Origin of the sequence: Marinobacterium iners (assembly GCF_017310015.1) — a bacterium.
GTDB classification, from domain to species: Bacteria; Pseudomonadota; Gammaproteobacteria; order Pseudomonadales; family Balneatricaceae; genus Marinobacterium; species Marinobacterium iners.
This window is the reverse complement of sequence record NZ_CP022297.1, coordinates 113,263-130,688: the sequence shown is the minus strand read 5'-3', so window position 1 is coordinate 130,688 and position 17,426 is coordinate 113,263. Positions and strand designations below refer to the sequence as shown.

Below are 17,426 nucleotides of genomic sequence, written 5' to 3'. Positions count from 1 at the left end.
GTTGCGGCCCGGATCGGCTGTTGGCTTCAGGCCAAGTCGTCCGGGCTGGTATACTGCAGTCTTTCCACCTCGATTCATCTGATTTCAACTCGGCAGGGCCCATGGACGTTACACACATCATCGACTCGCTCAACGACGCCCAGCGGCAGGCGGTTACCGCTGATCTGAACAACCTGCTGGTTCTGGCAGGTGCCGGTTCCGGCAAAACGCGGGTACTGGTGCACCGCATCGCCTGGCTGATCGAAACCGAAGGCCTGTCACCCTATTCAATCATGGCGGTGACCTTTACCAACAAGGCGGCACGGGAGATGCGCGGGCGAATCGAGCACCTGCTGGGGATCAACACCCACGGCATGTGGGTGGGCACCTTCCACGGTCTGGCACATCGCCTGCTGCGTGCCCACTGGCGCGATGCCGGACTGCGCGACAACTTCCAGATCATGGACAGCGACGACCAGCTGCGCCTGGTCAAGCGCTTGTGCAAGGAAATGAACCTGGACGACAGCCGCTGGCCGGCACGTCAGTTTCAGTGGTTCATCAATGGCCAGAAAGACGAAGGCCTGCGCAGCGCCCATATCGAGCGGACGGGCGATCCGTTCCAGGCGATGATGATTCGGGTCTATGAAGCCTACGAAGAGGCCTGTGAACGAGGCGGCATGATCGATTTTGGCGAATTGTTGCTGCGGGCACTGGAACTGCTGCGCGACCGCGCGCCCCAGCTGCTCAAGCACTACCGCGAACGTTTCCGCTATGTGCTGGTGGACGAGTTTCAGGATACCAACGCCATTCAGTATGCCTGGCTGCGCCTGCTGTGTGAGGGCGAGAACAAACTGATGGCGGTGGGCGATGATGACCAGTCGATCTACGGCTGGCGCGGTGCTCGCATCGAGAACATCCAGCATCTTGAACAGCACTTCCCGGGTACCGAAACCATCCGTCTGGAGCAGAACTACCGCTCCACCGGCACCATTCTCGGCGCCGCCAACGCCGTGATCCAGAACAACTTCGGCCGCCTGGGCAAAGAGCTGTGGACCGAGCTTGGCGATGGTGAGCCGATATCGCTCTACAGCGCATTCAACGAGCAGGACGAGGCACGCTTCATCGTTGACCAGATCCAGAAGTGGGTAGAAGAGGGTAATCGCCGAGATGAATCGGCCATTCTATACCGCTCCAACGCCCAGTCGCGGGTGCTGGAGGAGATGCTGATCCGAGCGGGCATGCCCTATCGAATCTACGGTGGCCAACGCTTCTATGACCGGCTGGAGATCAAGAACGCACTGGCTTATCTGCGTCTGCTGGCCAACCGCGATGACGATACCGCCATGGAGCGAGTGATCAATGTTCCCACCCGCGGTATCGGTACCCGCACCATCGAGGCGATTCGCGAACACGCCCGAGACGAGAACGTTTCCATGTGGCGGGCCGCCAATGAAATCACCGAACTGAAAACCCTGCCCGCCCGCGCCAACAATGCGCTGCAGGCCTTTGTCGACCTGATCAATCAGCTGGACGCCAATACCCGTGGTACCGAGTTGCACGAACAGACCGAGCATGTGGTGCAGCATTCCGGCCTGATTGAGCACCACGAAAAAGAGAAGGGCGAGAAGGGCCAGTCTCGTATCGAGAACCTTGAGGAGCTGGTCAACGCCGCCCGCCAGTTTGCCGGCCAGTGGCAGGAAGACAACGAAGAGGGCTTCAATTCACCGCTGGCGGCATTCTTGGACCAGGCGGCACTGGATGCCGGTGAAGCCCAGGCCGATGTGCACACCGACAGTGTACAGCTGATGACGCTGCACTCCGCCAAGGGGCTGGAGTTCCCGCTGGTGTTCCTGGCGGGCATGGAGGAGGGTCTGTTCCCGCACAGCATGTCGGCGGAAGAACCGGGCAGGCTGGAGGAGGAACGCCGCCTCTGCTACGTGGGCATCACCCGCGCCATGCAGAAGCTGTACATGACCTACGCCGAGTCACGCCGCCTGCACGGCAAGGAGACCTTTAACCGCGTATCGCGCTTCATCAACGAGATACCGGCAGAGCATATCGAAGAGGTACGCCTTAACGCCACAGTACGCCGTCCCTACAGCAGCGGGTACGATTCAGAGAGCAGCCTGTTCGGGGGTGGCAGCTCGCTGTCCAGCGCCGAGATCCCCAGTACCGATCTGCGCTTGGGGCAAGCAGTAATGCACGCCAAATTCGGCGCAGGCATGGTGACCAACTTCGAGGGCAGTGGCCCCAAGGCACGGGTACAGGTCAACTTCGAAGAAGCCGGCAGCAAGTGGCTGGTGGTGGGTTTTGCCAACCTGCAACCCTTGTAAAACGTCAATGCTGGAACGGGTAGAGACTATCCAACTGCAGAATGCGCGTCAGCTCATCCAGAGCGGCGCGCGACTCATCCAGCAGTGCCGGGTCGGCCAGCTCGGAGGGTACCAGCCGATCACGGTAATGGCGCTCAACCCAGTCGATCAGCTGCGCATACAGTTGATCGCTGAACAGAACTCCCTGATGGCAGGCTTCCAGAGCTTCAGACTCCAGCACCACCCTTAGCCGCAGGCAGGCCGGACCGCCACCATTGCGCATGCTCTGGCGCAGATCTATCACTTCCACTGCGTCGATCCCTTTGCGTGCTTTCAGCAATGTTTGCAGGTAATGCCAGACCTGTTCGTTTTCGCGACATTCCAGTGGTACCAGCAGCAAAGTATGGCCCCCTGAAAGGGTCAACAGCTGGCTGTTGAACAGATAGCTCTGCACTGCTGCCTGCAGCGCCACTTCCTGCTCACTCACCTGAATCAGATTCAGCTTGCCATCGAGTGCATGGCTCAAGCGACCAATCACCTGTGTCTGATCTACAAAAGCGCCTTCATGACAGAACAGCAGGTTACGATTGGCGACTGCAATAACATCATTGTGGAAAACACCGGCATCGATGGCGTCAGGTTGCTGTTGTGCATAAATAACCCGTGCCGGATTCAGCCCATGCTGACGTGCCACCGCCTCACTGGCTTCAAGGGTTTGACGCGCAGGGAAGCGGTGCGGTCCTGACTGCTGCCGGCTGCGGCCATAAACAAACAGAGCAACACCCGGATCAGAATAACCTGTGCATAACCGATTGTGATTGGCACCACCTTCGTCACCGAGTGCCGAGCTGGCCGGCAGCGCGTTGTGGACACAAAAAAACTGCTCGTTGTGGAAAACCCGCTGCAGAATTTCTCCTGTCATCGCGCTTTCCATGCTGCGATGAAGCTGAGAGACCAGATTGGCTGGTGTAAAGTGCACACGCCCGTCCGCTGTATCAGCCGCCGGTGACACGGTCGCCGCGTTTGCTGTCCACATGGAAGAGGCGGAACAGGCAGCTGAAAGTAGCCAAGGAGCCTCGACTGCAGCGCGAGACAACACCTGAGAATCCGAGCCGGCAAAGCCCAGCCGACGCAGCAATTCAGGCTCCGGCCTGGGTTGCGGCGGCAGCACCCCCTGCGTCAGCCCCAAATCATGCAGTCGTTTCATCTTGGCCAGCCCCTGCAAGGCCGCTGCCCTTGGATTCGAGATCTGGTCACGATTACGGACCGAAGCCAGGTTGCCCGGCGCCAATCCGCTGTAGTTGTGGGTAGGCCCTACAAGACCATCAAAATTGACCTCTACCGCCTTCATCCCTTCGCTCCCAATACCATGCCCGGTGGCAGGCTCTGTGGCAGCTCAAGCCGTGCACTTTCCAACCCAGCCACGGGGTAGGCACAGTAATCCGCCGCATACCAGGCACCGGGGCGGTGGTTACCGCTGGCACCGATGCCGCCAAAAGGCAGTGCACCGGACGCCCCGGTCAAAGGCCTGTTCCAGTTCACCACACCGGCGCGAATATGGCGGTGAAAGTGCTCAAACTCTGCCTCATTGTCACTGATCAGCCCGGCACTGAGGCCATATCGGGTACGATTGGCCAGGGTAATGGCCTGATCAAAATCCTGGTAGCGAATCAGTTGCAGCAGAGGACCAAAGTACTCCTCATCAGGCGCCCGCGCACCCAGTTCGGTCACATCAATCAATCCCGGCGTCAGCAAAGCACTGCCTTCACGCACGGATTGCATCGCCAACACCACTTCAGCCCCCATCGACTGCAGCCGCAGCTGTGCAGCCAGCAGGTTATCCACAGCTTCAGGCGAAATCAGGCTGCCCATGAACGGCTGTGGATCAGCAAAGGGGGCATCCACTGTCAGCCTGCCCACCGCTTCAACCAACCTGTTGATAAACTCATCGCCCCAATTACCCACAGGTATCAGCAGACGGCGCGCACAACTGCAACGCTGCCCACTGCTTAAAAAGGCTGACTGGATAACACAGAACAGCGCTGCCTCAATATTATCCACAGACCGCACTACGAGCGGATTATTCCCTCCCATCTCCAGCGCCAGCAGTTTGCCGGGGCGGTTGCCAAACTGCTGCTGCAAGCGCTCTCCCGTGGCCGAACTGCCGGTAAAACAGATACCGTCAAGCTGCTCACTGGCCGCCAACGCCTGCCCGACTTCCGCGCCGCCCTGTAACAGGTTGAGCACGCCGTGCGGCAATCCGGCTCGTTGCCACAGTTGAACCATGTGACGGCTCACCAGTGGGGTCTGTTCACTGGGCTTAAACAGCAGTGTATTGCCCGCCAGCAGGGCCGGTACGATATGACCATTGGGCAGGTGACCGGGAAAGTTGTAGGGTCCAAACACCGCCAGCACGCCATGTGGCTTATGACGCACGGCTGTGCGAATACCATTCTGTTCGCTGATATGGCAACCGGTGCGTTCTGAATATGCCCGGATTGACAGAGCGGTTTTGCCGATCATGCTGGTGACTTCGGTACGTGCCTCCCACAACGGCTTGCCGGTTTCTTCCGCGATACAAATCGCCATTGGTTCGGCTTCCTGCTGCAGCAGGTCTGTATAACGTTCGACCAGCTGTCGACGCAGATCAAACCCCAGCCCACCCCAGTCCGACGCCGCCCGCCTCGCAGCAGACAACGCCCGGTCAACCTGTTCCAGACTGGCACTTTGGCCACTCCAGAGCCGCTCGCCATTCACTGGATTGATGGAAACCAGTGGCGTACCTTCACCGGTCACCCAGATGCCGTTGATCAGCAGATCCAGCATGCTTACCTCCGTTTACGGCGCCACTGCGCCGGGTCATCCTGGGCCAGTTCGAACAACAGCGCGGCTGTCAGTCGGGCGCGCTCTGAAAGACTGCCAACCAGCAGAAATTCATCGCTGGAATGAATTGAGCCACCACACACTCCCAGCGTATCAATGTTAGCCACTCCTGCAGCGGCCAGATTATTGCCATCGCAGCAGCCTCCACTGGGCAGCCAGTTCAGCTTGGTGCCCAACCCCTGGCCTATCTGGCGCAGGCGTTCAAACAAACGCAGGTGCGGCCCAAACGGTTTGGGCTTGCGCCCAAAACCACCGTCCTGCTCAATTTGAATACCCTCCTGCCGGAGGATTCGCTGTTGTAACTGCTCAAGATGCTGCAGGCACCAGAGCTCATCTTCAGCCTGTTCAATACGTATATTGAAACGCGCCATCGCCCGATCGGGCACCACGTTGACCGCACCACCTCCATGAATATAGCCGGGGTTGATGGTCACCCCTTTTCGCTGACCGTTAAGGTTATCCAGCGCACTGATGAAATCGCACAACGCCCGGATCGCGTTACGACCCAGGTGATGTTCGCGCCCCGCGTGGGCAGCACGTCCCGTTACACGCACACTGAAATTGCCACTGCCCTTGCGCGCGCCAGCGAGAGAACCATCGGCCAATGCCGGTTCAAACACCAGCCCCAGGTCAGCCTCTGCCGCACAGCTCGCAATCAGTTCAGCAGAGCAGGGCGAGCCGATCTCTTCATCCGGGTTAAGCAGCCATCGCCAGCCGATTTTGCCCGCCAGCGGCGAGGCTTCCAGCGCCGTCAGAGCATGCAGTGCTACCACCAGGCCACCTTTCATATCGGTTACCCCGGGGCCGTTGAGGCGCTCTGCATCAAGCCAGCGTATCTTCTGGAAGGGATGGTCAACGCCGTAGACCGTATCCAGATGTCCCATCAACAACAGCTGCAGCGGCGCATCTGGATGTTTTTGCAGCTGCAGCGCCTGTCCCAGTGGTTGCTCCTGCCATTCGGCCTTGTCCGTGAGCTGACGGTAATGCGGCAGATCGATCCGCTGCACCACGGCATTCAACCCAGCGGCCAGCTCAGCGAGCCTGTCAGCGACGGCATTAACGCCCGTGACATTGAACGTACCCGAATTGATTTCGGCCAGCGCAATTGTCTGCTCCAGCATCAGCGCCTGCTGATCGGGTAACCAGTGGTAATAGGATTGCCGCACACGACCTCCGATTCCGTTGCACGGTTTCAGTATCGGTCAGGCCGAAAGGGGATGCCAGTTCGTTTAGATAAGGGGTTGCAGTGCCTGCCACAGCAGACGCAATGCCAACACAGTGACGATGATGCGGAACAGGCGGTTGAACCAGACCGAGCTGACTTTCTGCAGCAGGTTAAGCCCGATCCAGGTGCCCAGCATACCACTGAGAATCATCAGGCCGATCAGTGGCAACCAGTCGATAAAGGAAAAGCCAATAAAGGAGAACACCACACCCTTGAGCAGGTGCTGACCAGTCATCGCCGCGGCAAAGGTGGCAACGGTCTGCATCTTGTCATAGCTGTGACGATGCACGAACGCAGCCACCAGTGGACCGCTGGCCCCGACGAACATGGAGACAAAAGTGGTTAATGAACCGGCCAGCAGGGTGCGCAAGGGTGTCAATGTGCGCATAGCCGGCTTTGGCCCCCACACCATCCACAGAATGAAACCGGCCACTGCCAGCTGAATCACCTGCAACGGCAGCTGTACCACAACCAGTGATGCGAGCCCTGCGCCAATCAGAGCACCAAGCAAAAATCGACCACACAGAGGCCAATCAATATGCTGACGGGTCATCAGGGCACGGTTGCCATTGGAGCCAAGCTGAACCAGACCATGCACGGGGATCAGTGCGGCGATCGGTACAATCTGTGCCATCGCAACCAGCAGCAAAACACCGCCACCAATACCAAGGGTCGCGGTCATAAGGGAGGTAAAGCCAGCGGTCAGGATCAGCCAAACAGCGTCCAGCGCCACCAGTTCAGGCGGTAACCAGCCGATCACGCCTGCTGCATGGCCAGCATCACCTGCTGTGCCCAGTTCAGGCTGTGGCGATAGGCCACCTCATAGAAGGGCTTGTCCAACTCTCGGCTGAGCTGCTCAAACTCACCCCTTTCATAATGTTCAACCTGCTGCAGCAGCTCACCGCATGAGCCTCTGCGGCCAACCAGAGCATCTTTCATATCCTGCTGCAGGGGGACCTGAGACAGAAGATCTTCCATCTCCATGTCCAGCAATACATCCAGCTGCGACAGCAGGCCTACGATGAAATGGTTGATCGGCTCATTTCGCCCCAGCATCTCGGCCAGCAGCTCGCAAAAACGGCCACGCACCAGCATGTTGCGCGTCAGCTCGTCCGGCTTGGTTTTATCGGTACTGGTCAGGAACAGCATCACCCAGCGTTTGATTTGATCGATACCAAGCAGGGAGATGGCGTGGGAGAGCGAGCTGATTTCACGTTTGAGATTGAAGGCAGCGGAGTTGACCACCCTCAGAATCCGATAGGTCAGCGCCGGATCATGCAGGGCAATCTGTTCAATGGACTGTGCCGTGGCGCTGGGACGCTGCATTTCGGTGAGCAACTCCAGCAGAACCACCTTGTTACCGGTGATTTTCTTGCCTTTGACCGCCTCGGGCTTGCTGAGGAAATAGCCCATATAGAGGGCAAAGCCCATCTCCAGACAGCGACGAAACTCTTCCTGAGTCTCCACCTTGTCGGCCAGCAGCTCAAGCTGATAGGTTCGCAGGCGCTGCAACAACGCAGGAATGTTATCCAGCCCCAGCAGCTGAATATCCAGCTTCAGTACATGAACGATGTTCAACAGTGGCTCGAACTTGGGGTCTCGCGGGTCGTAATCCGCCAAAGCCAGTCGGTAGCCCTGCTGCGCCAGTCCCTTCACTCGAGCAATGAACTCGGGCGTTACGTCCGAGTGGCCCAGAATTTCCAGCACAAAATTCTGCTTCGGCAATTCGGGCACATCATTATTGAGCAGGAAGCTGTCCGTCACCTTGAGGAAACAGGGCAGTGACTGAACCGCACCGCCCTTGGTGATACTGGAGTAAGTACCAAGCAACACACCGAGCGTGGCATCTTCATCCTTCAGACCTTCAACGAAATTGCCATCCGTATCACGGAACAGCAACTCAAAGGCGACCACATCCTGGCTCTTGGTATAAATCGGCTGTCGCGCCATTAATACCTGGAGCTGCTGTTCATCTGCCATGATTTGAGAGCCGGTCGACGCCACTGTTGACTCCTTGTTGGTCTGTTTCTGCTTGTTTTCAAACGAGGGTTAGAGTATAGCCACTCACCCTCGCCGAGAACAGAGCCTTACAAGGTTACATTGTATTGGATCAGTACTGATCAGCTTGCTCTTCGATGGTTGCGTAAACCTCGTAGCTGCCATCTTTCTTCACCAGCAGCACCTGGTACGGGCTGAAGCGATCATCAACCTCCATACCTGGACTGCCCATCGGCATGCCCGGTACCGCCAGCCCCAAAGCATCGGCGGGCGGCTGCTCCAGAAAGTCTTGCATCAGCTTCGCCGGCACATGGCCTTCAAATAGATAGCCTTGCTCGGATACAGCGGTGTGACAGGAGTGATACTGCCCCTGCAAACCCATATCCAGCTTCAGTTGGGTCAGGTTATCTGGGTGATGGGTCACCGAATGGAAGCCTGCATCTTCGACATGGTCAATCCAATCCACACAGCAGCCACAGGTAGGGCTCTTGTAGACACGCAGATTCATGGCATCAACGCTGGCTTGCTGGGCCGTTGCCTGTGTTGCCGGCTTCGGTGCTTCTGAAGTTGCCTGAGAATCGCTGCAGGCACTCAGCAAAGCGGTAGATACAACTAACGAAAGGGCCACAAGGCCAGTACGATAAAGGGACATGGAATTTCTCCTCTGTGCGAACGATCAGGCCGCACAATGCTGTTTCAAGGGGAGGGAGCCAGGCTCCCTGAACACACTTCAGACCAATGTGCGGGGTCTGGGTGGCTCATAGCGGGAGAAAACCGGTGCATCCGGTAGCTGTAACAGATCGATAGGGCGGTGCACTGCAGTCGGTCGCAACAGCACCATTTGGCTGTTTAGTACCAGTGCACTGCCCTGAGCACAGTGATCGGCGCAGTCAGCTTGAAAACTGTCGCAACAGGCCGCTTCATGAGGCTGCTCCAGATGACAGCTGCTACCCGAAGGTTGATGCGCAGTGTTCATCTGAGCCATGCAGTGACTACTGACGGCATGATGTTCAGCGGGGAGGGACGCCTGAACCAGACTAAACAGCTGCAGCACCAGAACAGCCATCAGCATCAGAACCACAAGGGCCTGAGGGCGATGAGAATCAAAATGGTCAGTGCGGGTCTGAAACACGTCGGGTTCGTCAATTGAAAGCTAAACGCCTAAGGTACCCACAAGCAGAAGCGGGTTCAATGCTGCTGACAGAACCACTGGTACTAAGCTTTCTCCATGCTGGTATAAGGCCATTCATCCGGCACCAGAAAAAAACGCTTTGTCTCGTGCCATACACCGCTATTTCCATCCTGCCCCAACTGTGCAAACAGCTTTGGTGGGCCTCCGGCGGCAATTCGAGAGGCCTGCGCATGCGCCAGCATTCCATCCGGGTGACATGTCTGGTGCCAGGGCCCCAGCCAGTCAGGCTTGTTCAGCTGCACACTGGTTTCCAGCCGTAATTCACTTACCTGCGATGCTCGCAGCCAGTCGCCACGCAAGTGGTTCTCCGACACATTGGGCGGCAACGGCAGCGCACTCTGTCCGGCTGGATAAAACAGATATCCCGGCATCAACACATGTGATCGAGCCGACTGCGGCAGCCCTTTCTCAGCCAGCATAGCCCGGCTGGCGGGCTGTTCAGCCATCTTTACCTGATGACCAAGCAAGCGCTCGGTTTTCAGATCCAGCCGGTCACGGCTGTTGGGGCCGTACCAGTGCGAGTCATCAGCACCGGCCGCCAGATAGAATTTCACCGCGATTTCGTGATGCTCAACTTCACCGCTGAGCGGATTTCGCAGCAGAAAGTCCAACTCGCCCAAGGTACGACCCTGCTCACGCACCTGAAGGTTGTGCCCCAGCAGTTCCCAGCCCAGTACATGGGTCATCAGGCAGGCATACAGCTGCTCAAAGTACAGGCCAAGGCGCAGCTCTGCCGCCATATTCAGCTGCTGCAGCACATCGGGACAATGTGCCAGACGATCAATCCGCAGCCTGTAGTCCTGTGGCAGCGCTGCTGTCAGGTCAAATACCCGCTCATGCCTCATCAGTGATGGCGCCTGACAGAGCCAGTACAAATGACGCAGGCTTCGCGGCAGGTATTCAATTTCATTTGCCCTGTACATCACCCTCTCCACTAACCTGAACCCGGTATTCGGCATGATAGCCCATATGGCTTGAGGTTTCGGAACTTGACCTTCATATTGCGCGACGAGCGGCAGCAGGGTGCTTTCCGTTATACTCATTCACAACAACACGGAGCAAATCGACAGGAGAGAGTGCCATGCGTTGCCATGAAGTGGATTACGAGCTGATCGGCTCGGAGATGCAGCTGGTTGAAGTGGAATTGGACCCGGGCGAAGCCGTCATCGCCGAAGCTGGTGCCATGACCTATATGGAAGAGGACATCGCTTTTGAAACCAAAATGGGTGATGGTTCCAATCCCGACGAGGGTCTGATGGGCAAGCTGTTTTCCGCCGGCAAGCGCGTGTTCACCGGCGAATCGATCTTCACCACTCACTTCAGCAACCGAGGCAGCCACAAACGCCGGGTAGCCTTTGCCGCGCCCTATCCAGGCAACATCGTGCCTCTTAACATGGCACAGCTGGGCGAAAAGGTGATCTGCCAGAAGGATGCCTTCCTCTGTGCCGCGCTGGGCACCCGCATCAGCATCACTTTCAACCGTCGCATCGGCGCCGGCTTTTTCGGTGGTGAAGGTTTTATCCTGCAGAAGCTGGAAGGCGATGGCATGGCCTTCATTCAAGCTGGCGGCACCGTGGTGGAAAAGAAACTGAACGGCGAAACCCTGCGCGTGGATACAGGTTGTCTGGTCGGCTTCACCGAAGGGATCGACTACGACATCCAGCGCGCCGGCAACCTGAAATCAATGGTGTTTGGCGGTGAGGGATTGTTTCTGGCCACGCTCAAAGGCACCGGCACTGTCTGGCTGCAAAGCCTGCCGTTCTCACGCATGGCAGACCGTATTCTGGCCCACGCCCCATCCAACGGCGGCAATGACCAAGGCGAAGGCTCGGTGCTGGGCGGTATCGGGCGGATGATTGGGGGACGTTGAGTTTTCGCACCTTTGTGCAGGCACCCCTTGCACAAAGGTGCTACCACTACATTCTTCTACTCTGCTCACCCAGCACCTGCTGCCTTAACCACGCCAGCATCAGCCCCTGCAGCTCTTTGGTGATCTGCGGTTCGGACAGATATTTCATCGCAATGCCCTGCTGGGTGTCCATGCGGGCGATCACGGCGTCATCCATCGCTTTGGGGAAGTCGCCATTCATGACCGCAGCGTCGGTGTTATGGCGAATCTGGTCCATCACGCTTTCGTTCTCGGTCAGCTTGCTGGCCAGCCCTTGCACGAAATCGAGTTTATCGCCATCGGTGGTTTCGGTGCCGAACAGTTCGTTCATCTTCTCGACGATGTGTGACAGCAGATCGTATTCGCCTTCCTTCGGCTTGCCGGTGCCCACGGCGGTGGTGCCGGTGTATTGGCCTTCACCGTCCTTCAGTTTCAGATCCTGAGTGCGCTTCTGTTTCAGGTTGTAATGACTCAGTGCTACGGCGGTGAGGTCGATTTCGTCCTCTTCGATCACTTCCTGACGCAGCAACGGCAGCAGGTGGCGGCTGTAGACGTTGAGCTGTTCCAGTGCCGGGTCTTCAAACGGGGTGATCTGGCTGATGAACTCGTAAAAGCGGATATAGCTGTTCACGTCTTTCTTGAACAGATCCAGGCTGTCGCGGGTTTCTTCTGCGGCTTTTACTGAGCGTTCGGCATTGGCACGTTCGCTGTCGCTGCCGGATTCGATCAAGCGCTTGAGCTGGATGCGGGCATCGCGCAGCACTTCGTTGGCATGGCGATAACGCTGGATGAAGCGATCCACGGCCGGTTTGATGTAGCCGGTCAGCGCCTCGGCGCCGCGTTTGGGGTCGAAGTAGGCATCGGCAAAGGCTTCCACCTCATGCCACTGGAGGATGCTGTTCTCCAGCAGCTTGTGCTGTAGGTCGTAGACCAGGTTCGGGTCCGAGGTCTGGTCAAGCTGGGCGGTTTCAAAATACTTCTGGAACTCGGCCAGCACCTCCTGCGGGTCGTTGGTGAAGTCCAGCACATAGGTGGTGTCCTTGCCCGGATAGGTGCGGTTGAGCCGTGACAGGGTCTGGATACAGTCCACGCCGGTCAGTTTCTTGTCCACGTACATGGCGCAGAGTTTGGGCTGGTCGAAACCGGTCTGGAACTTGTTCGCCACCAGCATCACTTGATAGTCGTCAGTATCGAACGCCTTGCGCATATCACGCCCCTTGAGGTCGGGGTTCATGTTGCGCTCGGTAAAGGGCTCAGGGCCGCTTTCCAGATCGTTGACCTCGCCGGAGAAGGCCACCATCGCCTGAATGCGCTCATAGCCCTGCTCTCTGACGTATTTATCGAACGCCAGCTTGTAGCGCACCGCTTCCATGCGGCTGCCGGTGACCACCATCGCCTTGGCTTCGCCCGCCAGCAGGTGCATCACATTCTCGCGGAAGTGCTCAATGATCACCTGCACCTTCTGGCCGATGTTGTGCGGGTGCAGGCGCACCCAGCGTGACAGGCGGGTTTTGGCCTTCTTGCTGTCCACCTCCTGATCGGCTTCCTGCTGCATCGCCAGCTTGTAGGCCAGCGCATAGCTGGTGTAGTTGCGCAGCACATCGAGGATAAAGCCCTCCTCAATCGCCTGGCGCATGGAGTACACATGGAAGGGGTGGGGCGGGTTGTTGTCGCTGATCGGCATGCTCGGGTCTTCGGGGCGCCCGAACAGCTCCAGCGTCTTGGCCTTGGGCGTAGCGGTAAAGGCGAAATAGCTGATCTTGTCGGAACCACCACGGGCCGCCAGAGTGGCGTTCATTACATCCTCGGCAGACAGTTCATCCTCGTCTTTCAGCTGCTCCGCCATCAGTACTTCACGCAGCTGGCGCGCGGTGCTGCCGGTCTGGCTGGAGTGGGCTTCGTCGGCAATGACGGCAAAGGTACGGTCCTGCAGGCCGGTGCTTTCCTGTATCGCCTTGAGCACGTGGGGGAAGGTCTGGATGGTGACGATGATGATCGGCGTGCCCCGGCTCAGGGCATCGGCCAACTGGGCCGATTTGCTGCCGTCGCCTTCTTCGCGGTTGATGCGGCTGACCACGCCGGACTTGTGTTCAAACTGGGAGATGGTTTCCTGCAACTGGCTGTCCAGTACGGTGCGGTCGGTAATCACGATCACCGAGTTGAACACCTTGTTGCCCTCGGCATTGCACAGGCTGGAGGCTTGATGCGCCAGCCAGGCGATGGAGTTGGACTTGCCGGAGCCAGCCGAATGCTGGATCAGGTACTTTTGGCCGGTGCCTTCCATGCGCACGGTATTGAGCAGGGTCTGCACTACCGCCCACTGGTGGTAACGCGGGAAGATCATGGTCTCTTTGGTATGGAGATGGCCCAGCTCGTCGAACACCTCTTTCGACTCCAGGTGCACAAAGCGATGCAGCAACTTGAGCCAGTTGTCGGGCTGGAACACCTCGTTCCACAGATACTCGGTGGCGTAGCCATCGGCTGGCTGATCGTTACCGGCGCCACCGGCCGCCGTGCCCCGGTTGAAGGGCAGGAAGAAGGTATCCTTGCCTGCCAGCTTGGTGGTCATCGCCACTTCAAACTGGTTAACGGCAAAGTGGACAATGGCACCGCGCTTGAACTTCAGCAGCGGTTCGTCCTTGCCGTTGGTTTTCGGCTTGCGGTCATAGCGGTACTGCTTCTTGGCGTTTTCAAGGCTCTGCTTGAAGCAGGACTTCAGCTCCAGCGTCGCTACCGGCAGGCCATTGACGAACAGCGTGAGATCGATGCGACCATCATAGCCGTGGGGGCTGTAGATCAGCTCCGGCACCACGCGCAGGCGGTTGGCGGCGTAGCGCTGTTCCAGCTCTGGGTTGAGGCTGTTGTCGGGCTTGAAGGTGGCGACCTTGAGGCGCACGCCGCGATCTTCGATCTGGTTACGCAGCAGCCAGAGAGTGCCCTTACGGCTCAGACTGCGCTCGGCAGCGTTGAGCAAGTGATGCTCCGGCTCGCGGCCATAGATTTTGCAGAACTTGGCCCAGGCATCGGGCTGGGTTTCCTGCACATAGGCGATCAGGTCGTCCGGGTAGAGGGCGCGTTTGCGGTCATACTGGCTCGACTGTCCCACCTGCCAGCCCTGTGCCTGCAGGGCGGCGATGATGTCGTTCTGAAATGCCAGTTCGCGGCTGTCAGCCATGACGGTTCCTCTTCCATGTATCGGTTTTTGATTGTTTTTTATTACTCTGTACTGATCATCACAGTGGCTTCAGCCAGCTTTGCGATGGCGCGTCTGCCCGGATTCCGTGTGCCGACACGCCGTAAATCCGTCCCTGGAGGCTCCACGGCGCCATCCATGGCGCCGAGGGTCGGCCCCCGGAACACCGTGCAGGCGCTGATGTTTGAGTGCTGCCCTTTGGATGCATCGACTGAATGCCTTGGTTAAACATGGTAGCGCCCGGCTTGCTCGGCGGCCATAGGCAGATCGGGTTCACCGGATTGGGTGCTGGTATTTGGCTGCCAGTTGCGTACATCGATTTTTCCGGTGACGGCGGCGGATATTAGGGCGGTGCGGCGTTCCTGGAGTAGGCCAACCGCCTCTTCAGCTTTGGATACTCCTTGTTGCAGCTGCTTTATTTTCTGAAATGCCCAATGAACGATTGCCCTTTGCTCAGCCAGAGGGGGGAAACTCGCTGACAGAGATCGAACATCATCCATTCCAATGGTCTTTATAGTCGCACCGGATGTGTAGCGTTCAAACTCTTTCTCCATGCCGTAGAACACTAGCAGGAGATACTCGGGTAATAGCTTCTGGCTTTTGCACAACCACGCAATGAGATGCTGAGAAACGGCCATCGGCCTTGTTGTTATGGCGCTTAACCCGATGGAGGCATCACGGGTAAAGACAACTGCTTGAGCAGGCAATAGACGGGCCGATGAGTTAGCTATACCAAGCTCATTAACCTTGTAAGCAGTGTCATCGATGTAGTCCACCACTTTCAGCGTCTTAGAGTCATTCAGTGAAACCCAGGGAATGTCACAATCAGTCCAGTACTCAGCCTTTTTCTTGTCTGGAGTATGTCCACTTTCGATCTTCGCGTAGTTCTTGATTCTGGATACTTTCCAATGCTCCGGCACCTGCCCCAGCCACTCTACGCCGGAGTCTTTCATCGGCACATTGGGATCAAGGCCCTTGGTGACGGCATGGGAGATCACCGCCTGCCGTTTTTCTCTCAGCAACTCGATCAATCGCTGCTGCTTTTCGATCAGCCGGTCGATACGGGCGGTTTCGTGGTCGAGGAAGGCGGCGATATTCTTTCGCTCCTCAATCGGTGGAAAGATGGCCGGGAACTCCTTGAGCTGTCCTTCGTTAACAGAGGGGACAGGACCAGGGTTGCTAATCTGACCGAAGTCCAGTTCTGATAACCACCTGAATCAGTGACTTCACCCGCTGTTGCAGCACCCAGCACTGAAGACGACCTCGCTCTTTAACACAGCTCGATCTTATCTAACGTGTACCGGGTTAATCTACGCCACTGCAGCATCGATCATGCTTCTCACCGCAGTATTTCGTCTCGATTCTGTCTGCAGGCCAAGGCATACCCTGCCATGCATGGCGCTCGGGCGTGTGGCTATTTTGAATGGCTGTAAATCCGACAGTCCGGATCAGGCCAGCCCGTAGACGCGACTGAATGCCCCGAAACCGGGACAATGTCGTCCGAAGCGCAGGTGGAGACGACGACCGCTGCTGACTAAGCGACAGGCCATATACATCAGTTCCTGAATCACGGTTTTCAGCCGCCGACGCTTGGCCGGATGACGCACCGGTGCATCCGGCCCCAATAGCGCGTTCTGTCCCATCCAACGCAGTATGTTGTAGCCCAGTACGGCAAAGGCTATGACCAGGTCGTTGGTATCGAACTTCCCTGACGGCAAACGTTCGAGATCCAGATCAGTCTTGAACTCACTGTGGAACTGTTCGCTGGTGGCGTGATCCTGGTAGAGCGCAATGACCTTGGCGTTATCTGCTGCGTCCGATGTGAGTGAAGTCGTCCAGCCCTCCAGGCTGACCTCCGGCTCCAAAAACAGCTGTCCTGAACTGTCACTCTGGCGCACCGTCACCTTGACGATCAGGCGGTCGTCCGTGCCATCCAGCGGTTCGCTTACCAGCGTTTCCATTTTGCCCGGTCGGGTATGGCACCAAAGTGCGCCGGCCGCATGAGCCTTGTCGACCCAGGCCAGTCCATCTTGTGAGCGGGGGTTCCACTTAATCAGGTAGTCTGCCCCGTGCGCACGGAAGTACCCCCGGTTCTCGGCGGCATCATGGGCGCTGTCAAGACGTACCAGTAGCGGTGCATCGGTCAGCTCTCGGACTCGAGGCAGCACCCGGTCGAGGGTGTGAATAAACTCTTTATTGGCATGTTGGTTACCCGGTCGCAGCTCACAGCCCAGACACCAGCCCTCCGTGCCCAGGTAGGCCGCGATGGGGGCATAACCGTCATGCCCCTTGTAGGTATAGGCCACGCCCTCTTTTTTACTGTTGCTGTTGTCCATGGGAAACACGTCCATATCCAGTGGCACGTGCCCGGTGGTGAGTGTGCCGATAGGCACCGAAGCGTTACACAGAAACTCGACGCTGGCCTCATCCAATAACGGGATCAGTGCGCGGGCATCTTCATCAAAGCGCTGACGCAGCCGGGCCGATGAAGGTGATTGCTTGATGCCCATGGCCGCTTTGAAGAAGGGATCATGGCGTGCGTGCTCGACCGCTTCGAAGTCGCTCTTGCCAAGGCAAATCAACCCCAGGTAGGTACGGATGAGGTCGATGTTGGCGATGCCATGGCGCTTGACGATGGAGCGCGAGGTCTTAGCCAGAGAGGTCATCCTGTTCACGCTGTGCCCAACCAGCGCCAGACCACCGTGGGGTGTGATAATCTCGGTTTTTGACTGTTCAAGCTTGAAGGTACGCATAGT

Annotated in this window: 14 protein-coding genes; 3 read left to right on the top strand and 11 right to left on the bottom strand. The window is 57.7% G+C overall.

Going from position 1 to position 17,426, the window contains the following annotated elements:
• Nucleotides 1–101 precede the first annotated feature (101 nt).
• Nucleotides 102–2,312, top strand: coding sequence for a DNA helicase II (gene uvrD, locus CFI10_RS00600; RefSeq protein ID WP_206837922.1), 2,211 nt, complete (start codon nucleotides 102–104; stop codon nucleotides 2,310–2,312).
• Between the two features lie 4 nt (nucleotides 2,313–2,316).
• Here uvrD and astB read toward each other — a convergent pair whose 3' ends face one another.
• The 8 genes from astB to CFI10_RS00560 form a co-directional block, all read right to left on the bottom strand.
• Nucleotides 2,317–3,642: an N-succinylarginine dihydrolase gene (astB, locus tag CFI10_RS00595; RefSeq protein WP_206837919.1), complete on the bottom strand. Its 1,326-nt coding sequence runs from the start codon at nucleotides 3,640–3,642 to the stop codon at nucleotides 2,317–2,319.
• A complete protein-coding gene (astD, locus tag CFI10_RS00590; RefSeq protein WP_206837914.1) occupies nucleotides 3,639–5,117 on the bottom strand; it encodes a succinylglutamate-semialdehyde dehydrogenase in 1,479 nt (492 codons plus the stop codon). The genes astB and astD overlap by 4 nt, the downstream gene beginning before the upstream one ends.
• 2 nt (nucleotides 5,118–5,119) lie before the next feature.
• A complete protein-coding gene (locus tag CFI10_RS00585) occupies nucleotides 5,120–6,340 on the bottom strand; it encodes a hydrolase (RefSeq protein WP_242530066.1) in 1,221 nt (406 codons plus the stop codon).
• Between the two features lie 63 nt (nucleotides 6,341–6,403).
• The gene (locus CFI10_RS00580) at nucleotides 6,404–7,159 is read right to left on the bottom strand and encodes a sulfite exporter TauE/SafE family protein (RefSeq protein ID WP_341868540.1); all 756 of its coding nucleotides are present in this window, start codon (nucleotides 7,157–7,159) and stop codon (nucleotides 6,404–6,406) included.
• The gene (locus CFI10_RS00575; RefSeq protein ID WP_091827544.1) at nucleotides 7,156–8,379 is read right to left on the bottom strand and encodes an EAL and HDOD domain-containing protein; all 1,224 of its coding nucleotides are present in this window, start codon (nucleotides 8,377–8,379) and stop codon (nucleotides 7,156–7,158) included. Before CFI10_RS00575 ends, CFI10_RS00580 begins: the two co-directional genes overlap by 4 nt.
• A 130-nt stretch (nucleotides 8,380–8,509) precedes the next feature.
• Nucleotides 8,510–9,049, bottom strand: a complete 540-nt coding sequence (locus tag CFI10_RS00570; RefSeq protein ID WP_206837911.1) for a DUF411 domain-containing protein — start codon at nucleotides 9,047–9,049, stop codon at nucleotides 8,510–8,512.
• Nucleotides 9,050–9,127: 78 nt separating this feature from the next.
• Complete coding sequence (locus tag CFI10_RS00565) at nucleotides 9,128–9,529, bottom strand: hypothetical protein (RefSeq protein WP_206837908.1); 402 nt, start codon at nucleotides 9,527–9,529, stop codon at nucleotides 9,128–9,130.
• Nucleotides 9,530–9,612: 83 nt separating this feature from the next.
• Nucleotides 9,613–10,512 carry a DUF1853 family protein gene (locus CFI10_RS00560; RefSeq protein ID WP_175527688.1) on the bottom strand — a complete coding sequence of 300 codons (900 nt, stop codon included), beginning with the start codon at nucleotides 10,510–10,512 and terminating at the stop codon, nucleotides 9,613–9,615.
• Nucleotides 10,513–10,670: 158 nt separating this feature from the next.
• Between CFI10_RS00560 and CFI10_RS00555 the strand changes: the two genes are divergently transcribed.
• Nucleotides 10,671–11,459 carry a TIGR00266 family protein gene (locus CFI10_RS00555; RefSeq protein ID WP_206837905.1) on the top strand — a complete coding sequence of 263 codons (789 nt, stop codon included), beginning with the start codon at nucleotides 10,671–10,673 and terminating at the stop codon, nucleotides 11,457–11,459.
• 46 nt (nucleotides 11,460–11,505) lie between these two features.
• Here CFI10_RS00555 and CFI10_RS00550 read toward each other — a convergent pair whose 3' ends face one another.
• Together CFI10_RS00550 and CFI10_RS00545 are read right to left on the bottom strand one after the other, a co-directional pair.
• The gene (locus CFI10_RS00550) at nucleotides 11,506–14,652 is read right to left on the bottom strand and encodes a type I restriction endonuclease subunit R (protein ID WP_206837902.1); all 3,147 of its coding nucleotides are present in this window, start codon (nucleotides 14,650–14,652) and stop codon (nucleotides 11,506–11,508) included.
• 242 nt (nucleotides 14,653–14,894) lie between these two features.
• Entirely contained in the window at nucleotides 14,895–15,623 is a 729-nt protein-coding gene (locus CFI10_RS00545; RefSeq protein ID WP_242530210.1) for a restriction endonuclease subunit S, read from the bottom strand.
• 33 nt (nucleotides 15,624–15,656) lie between these two features.
• Here CFI10_RS00545 and CFI10_RS00540 point away from each other — a divergent pair, with 33 nt between their 5' ends.
• On the top strand, nucleotides 15,657–15,875 hold the full coding sequence (locus tag CFI10_RS00540; RefSeq protein WP_206837884.1) for a hypothetical protein: 219 nt from the start codon (nucleotides 15,657–15,659) through the stop codon (nucleotides 15,873–15,875).
• A gap of 243 nt (nucleotides 15,876–16,118) precedes the next feature.
• Here the strand turns inward: CFI10_RS00540 and CFI10_RS00535 are convergent, their stop codons facing one another.
• Nucleotides 16,119–17,423: an IS1380 family transposase gene (locus CFI10_RS00535; RefSeq protein WP_206834329.1), complete on the bottom strand. Its 1,305-nt coding sequence runs from the start codon at nucleotides 17,421–17,423 to the stop codon at nucleotides 16,119–16,121.
• Nucleotides 17,424–17,426: the final 3 nt, after the last annotated feature.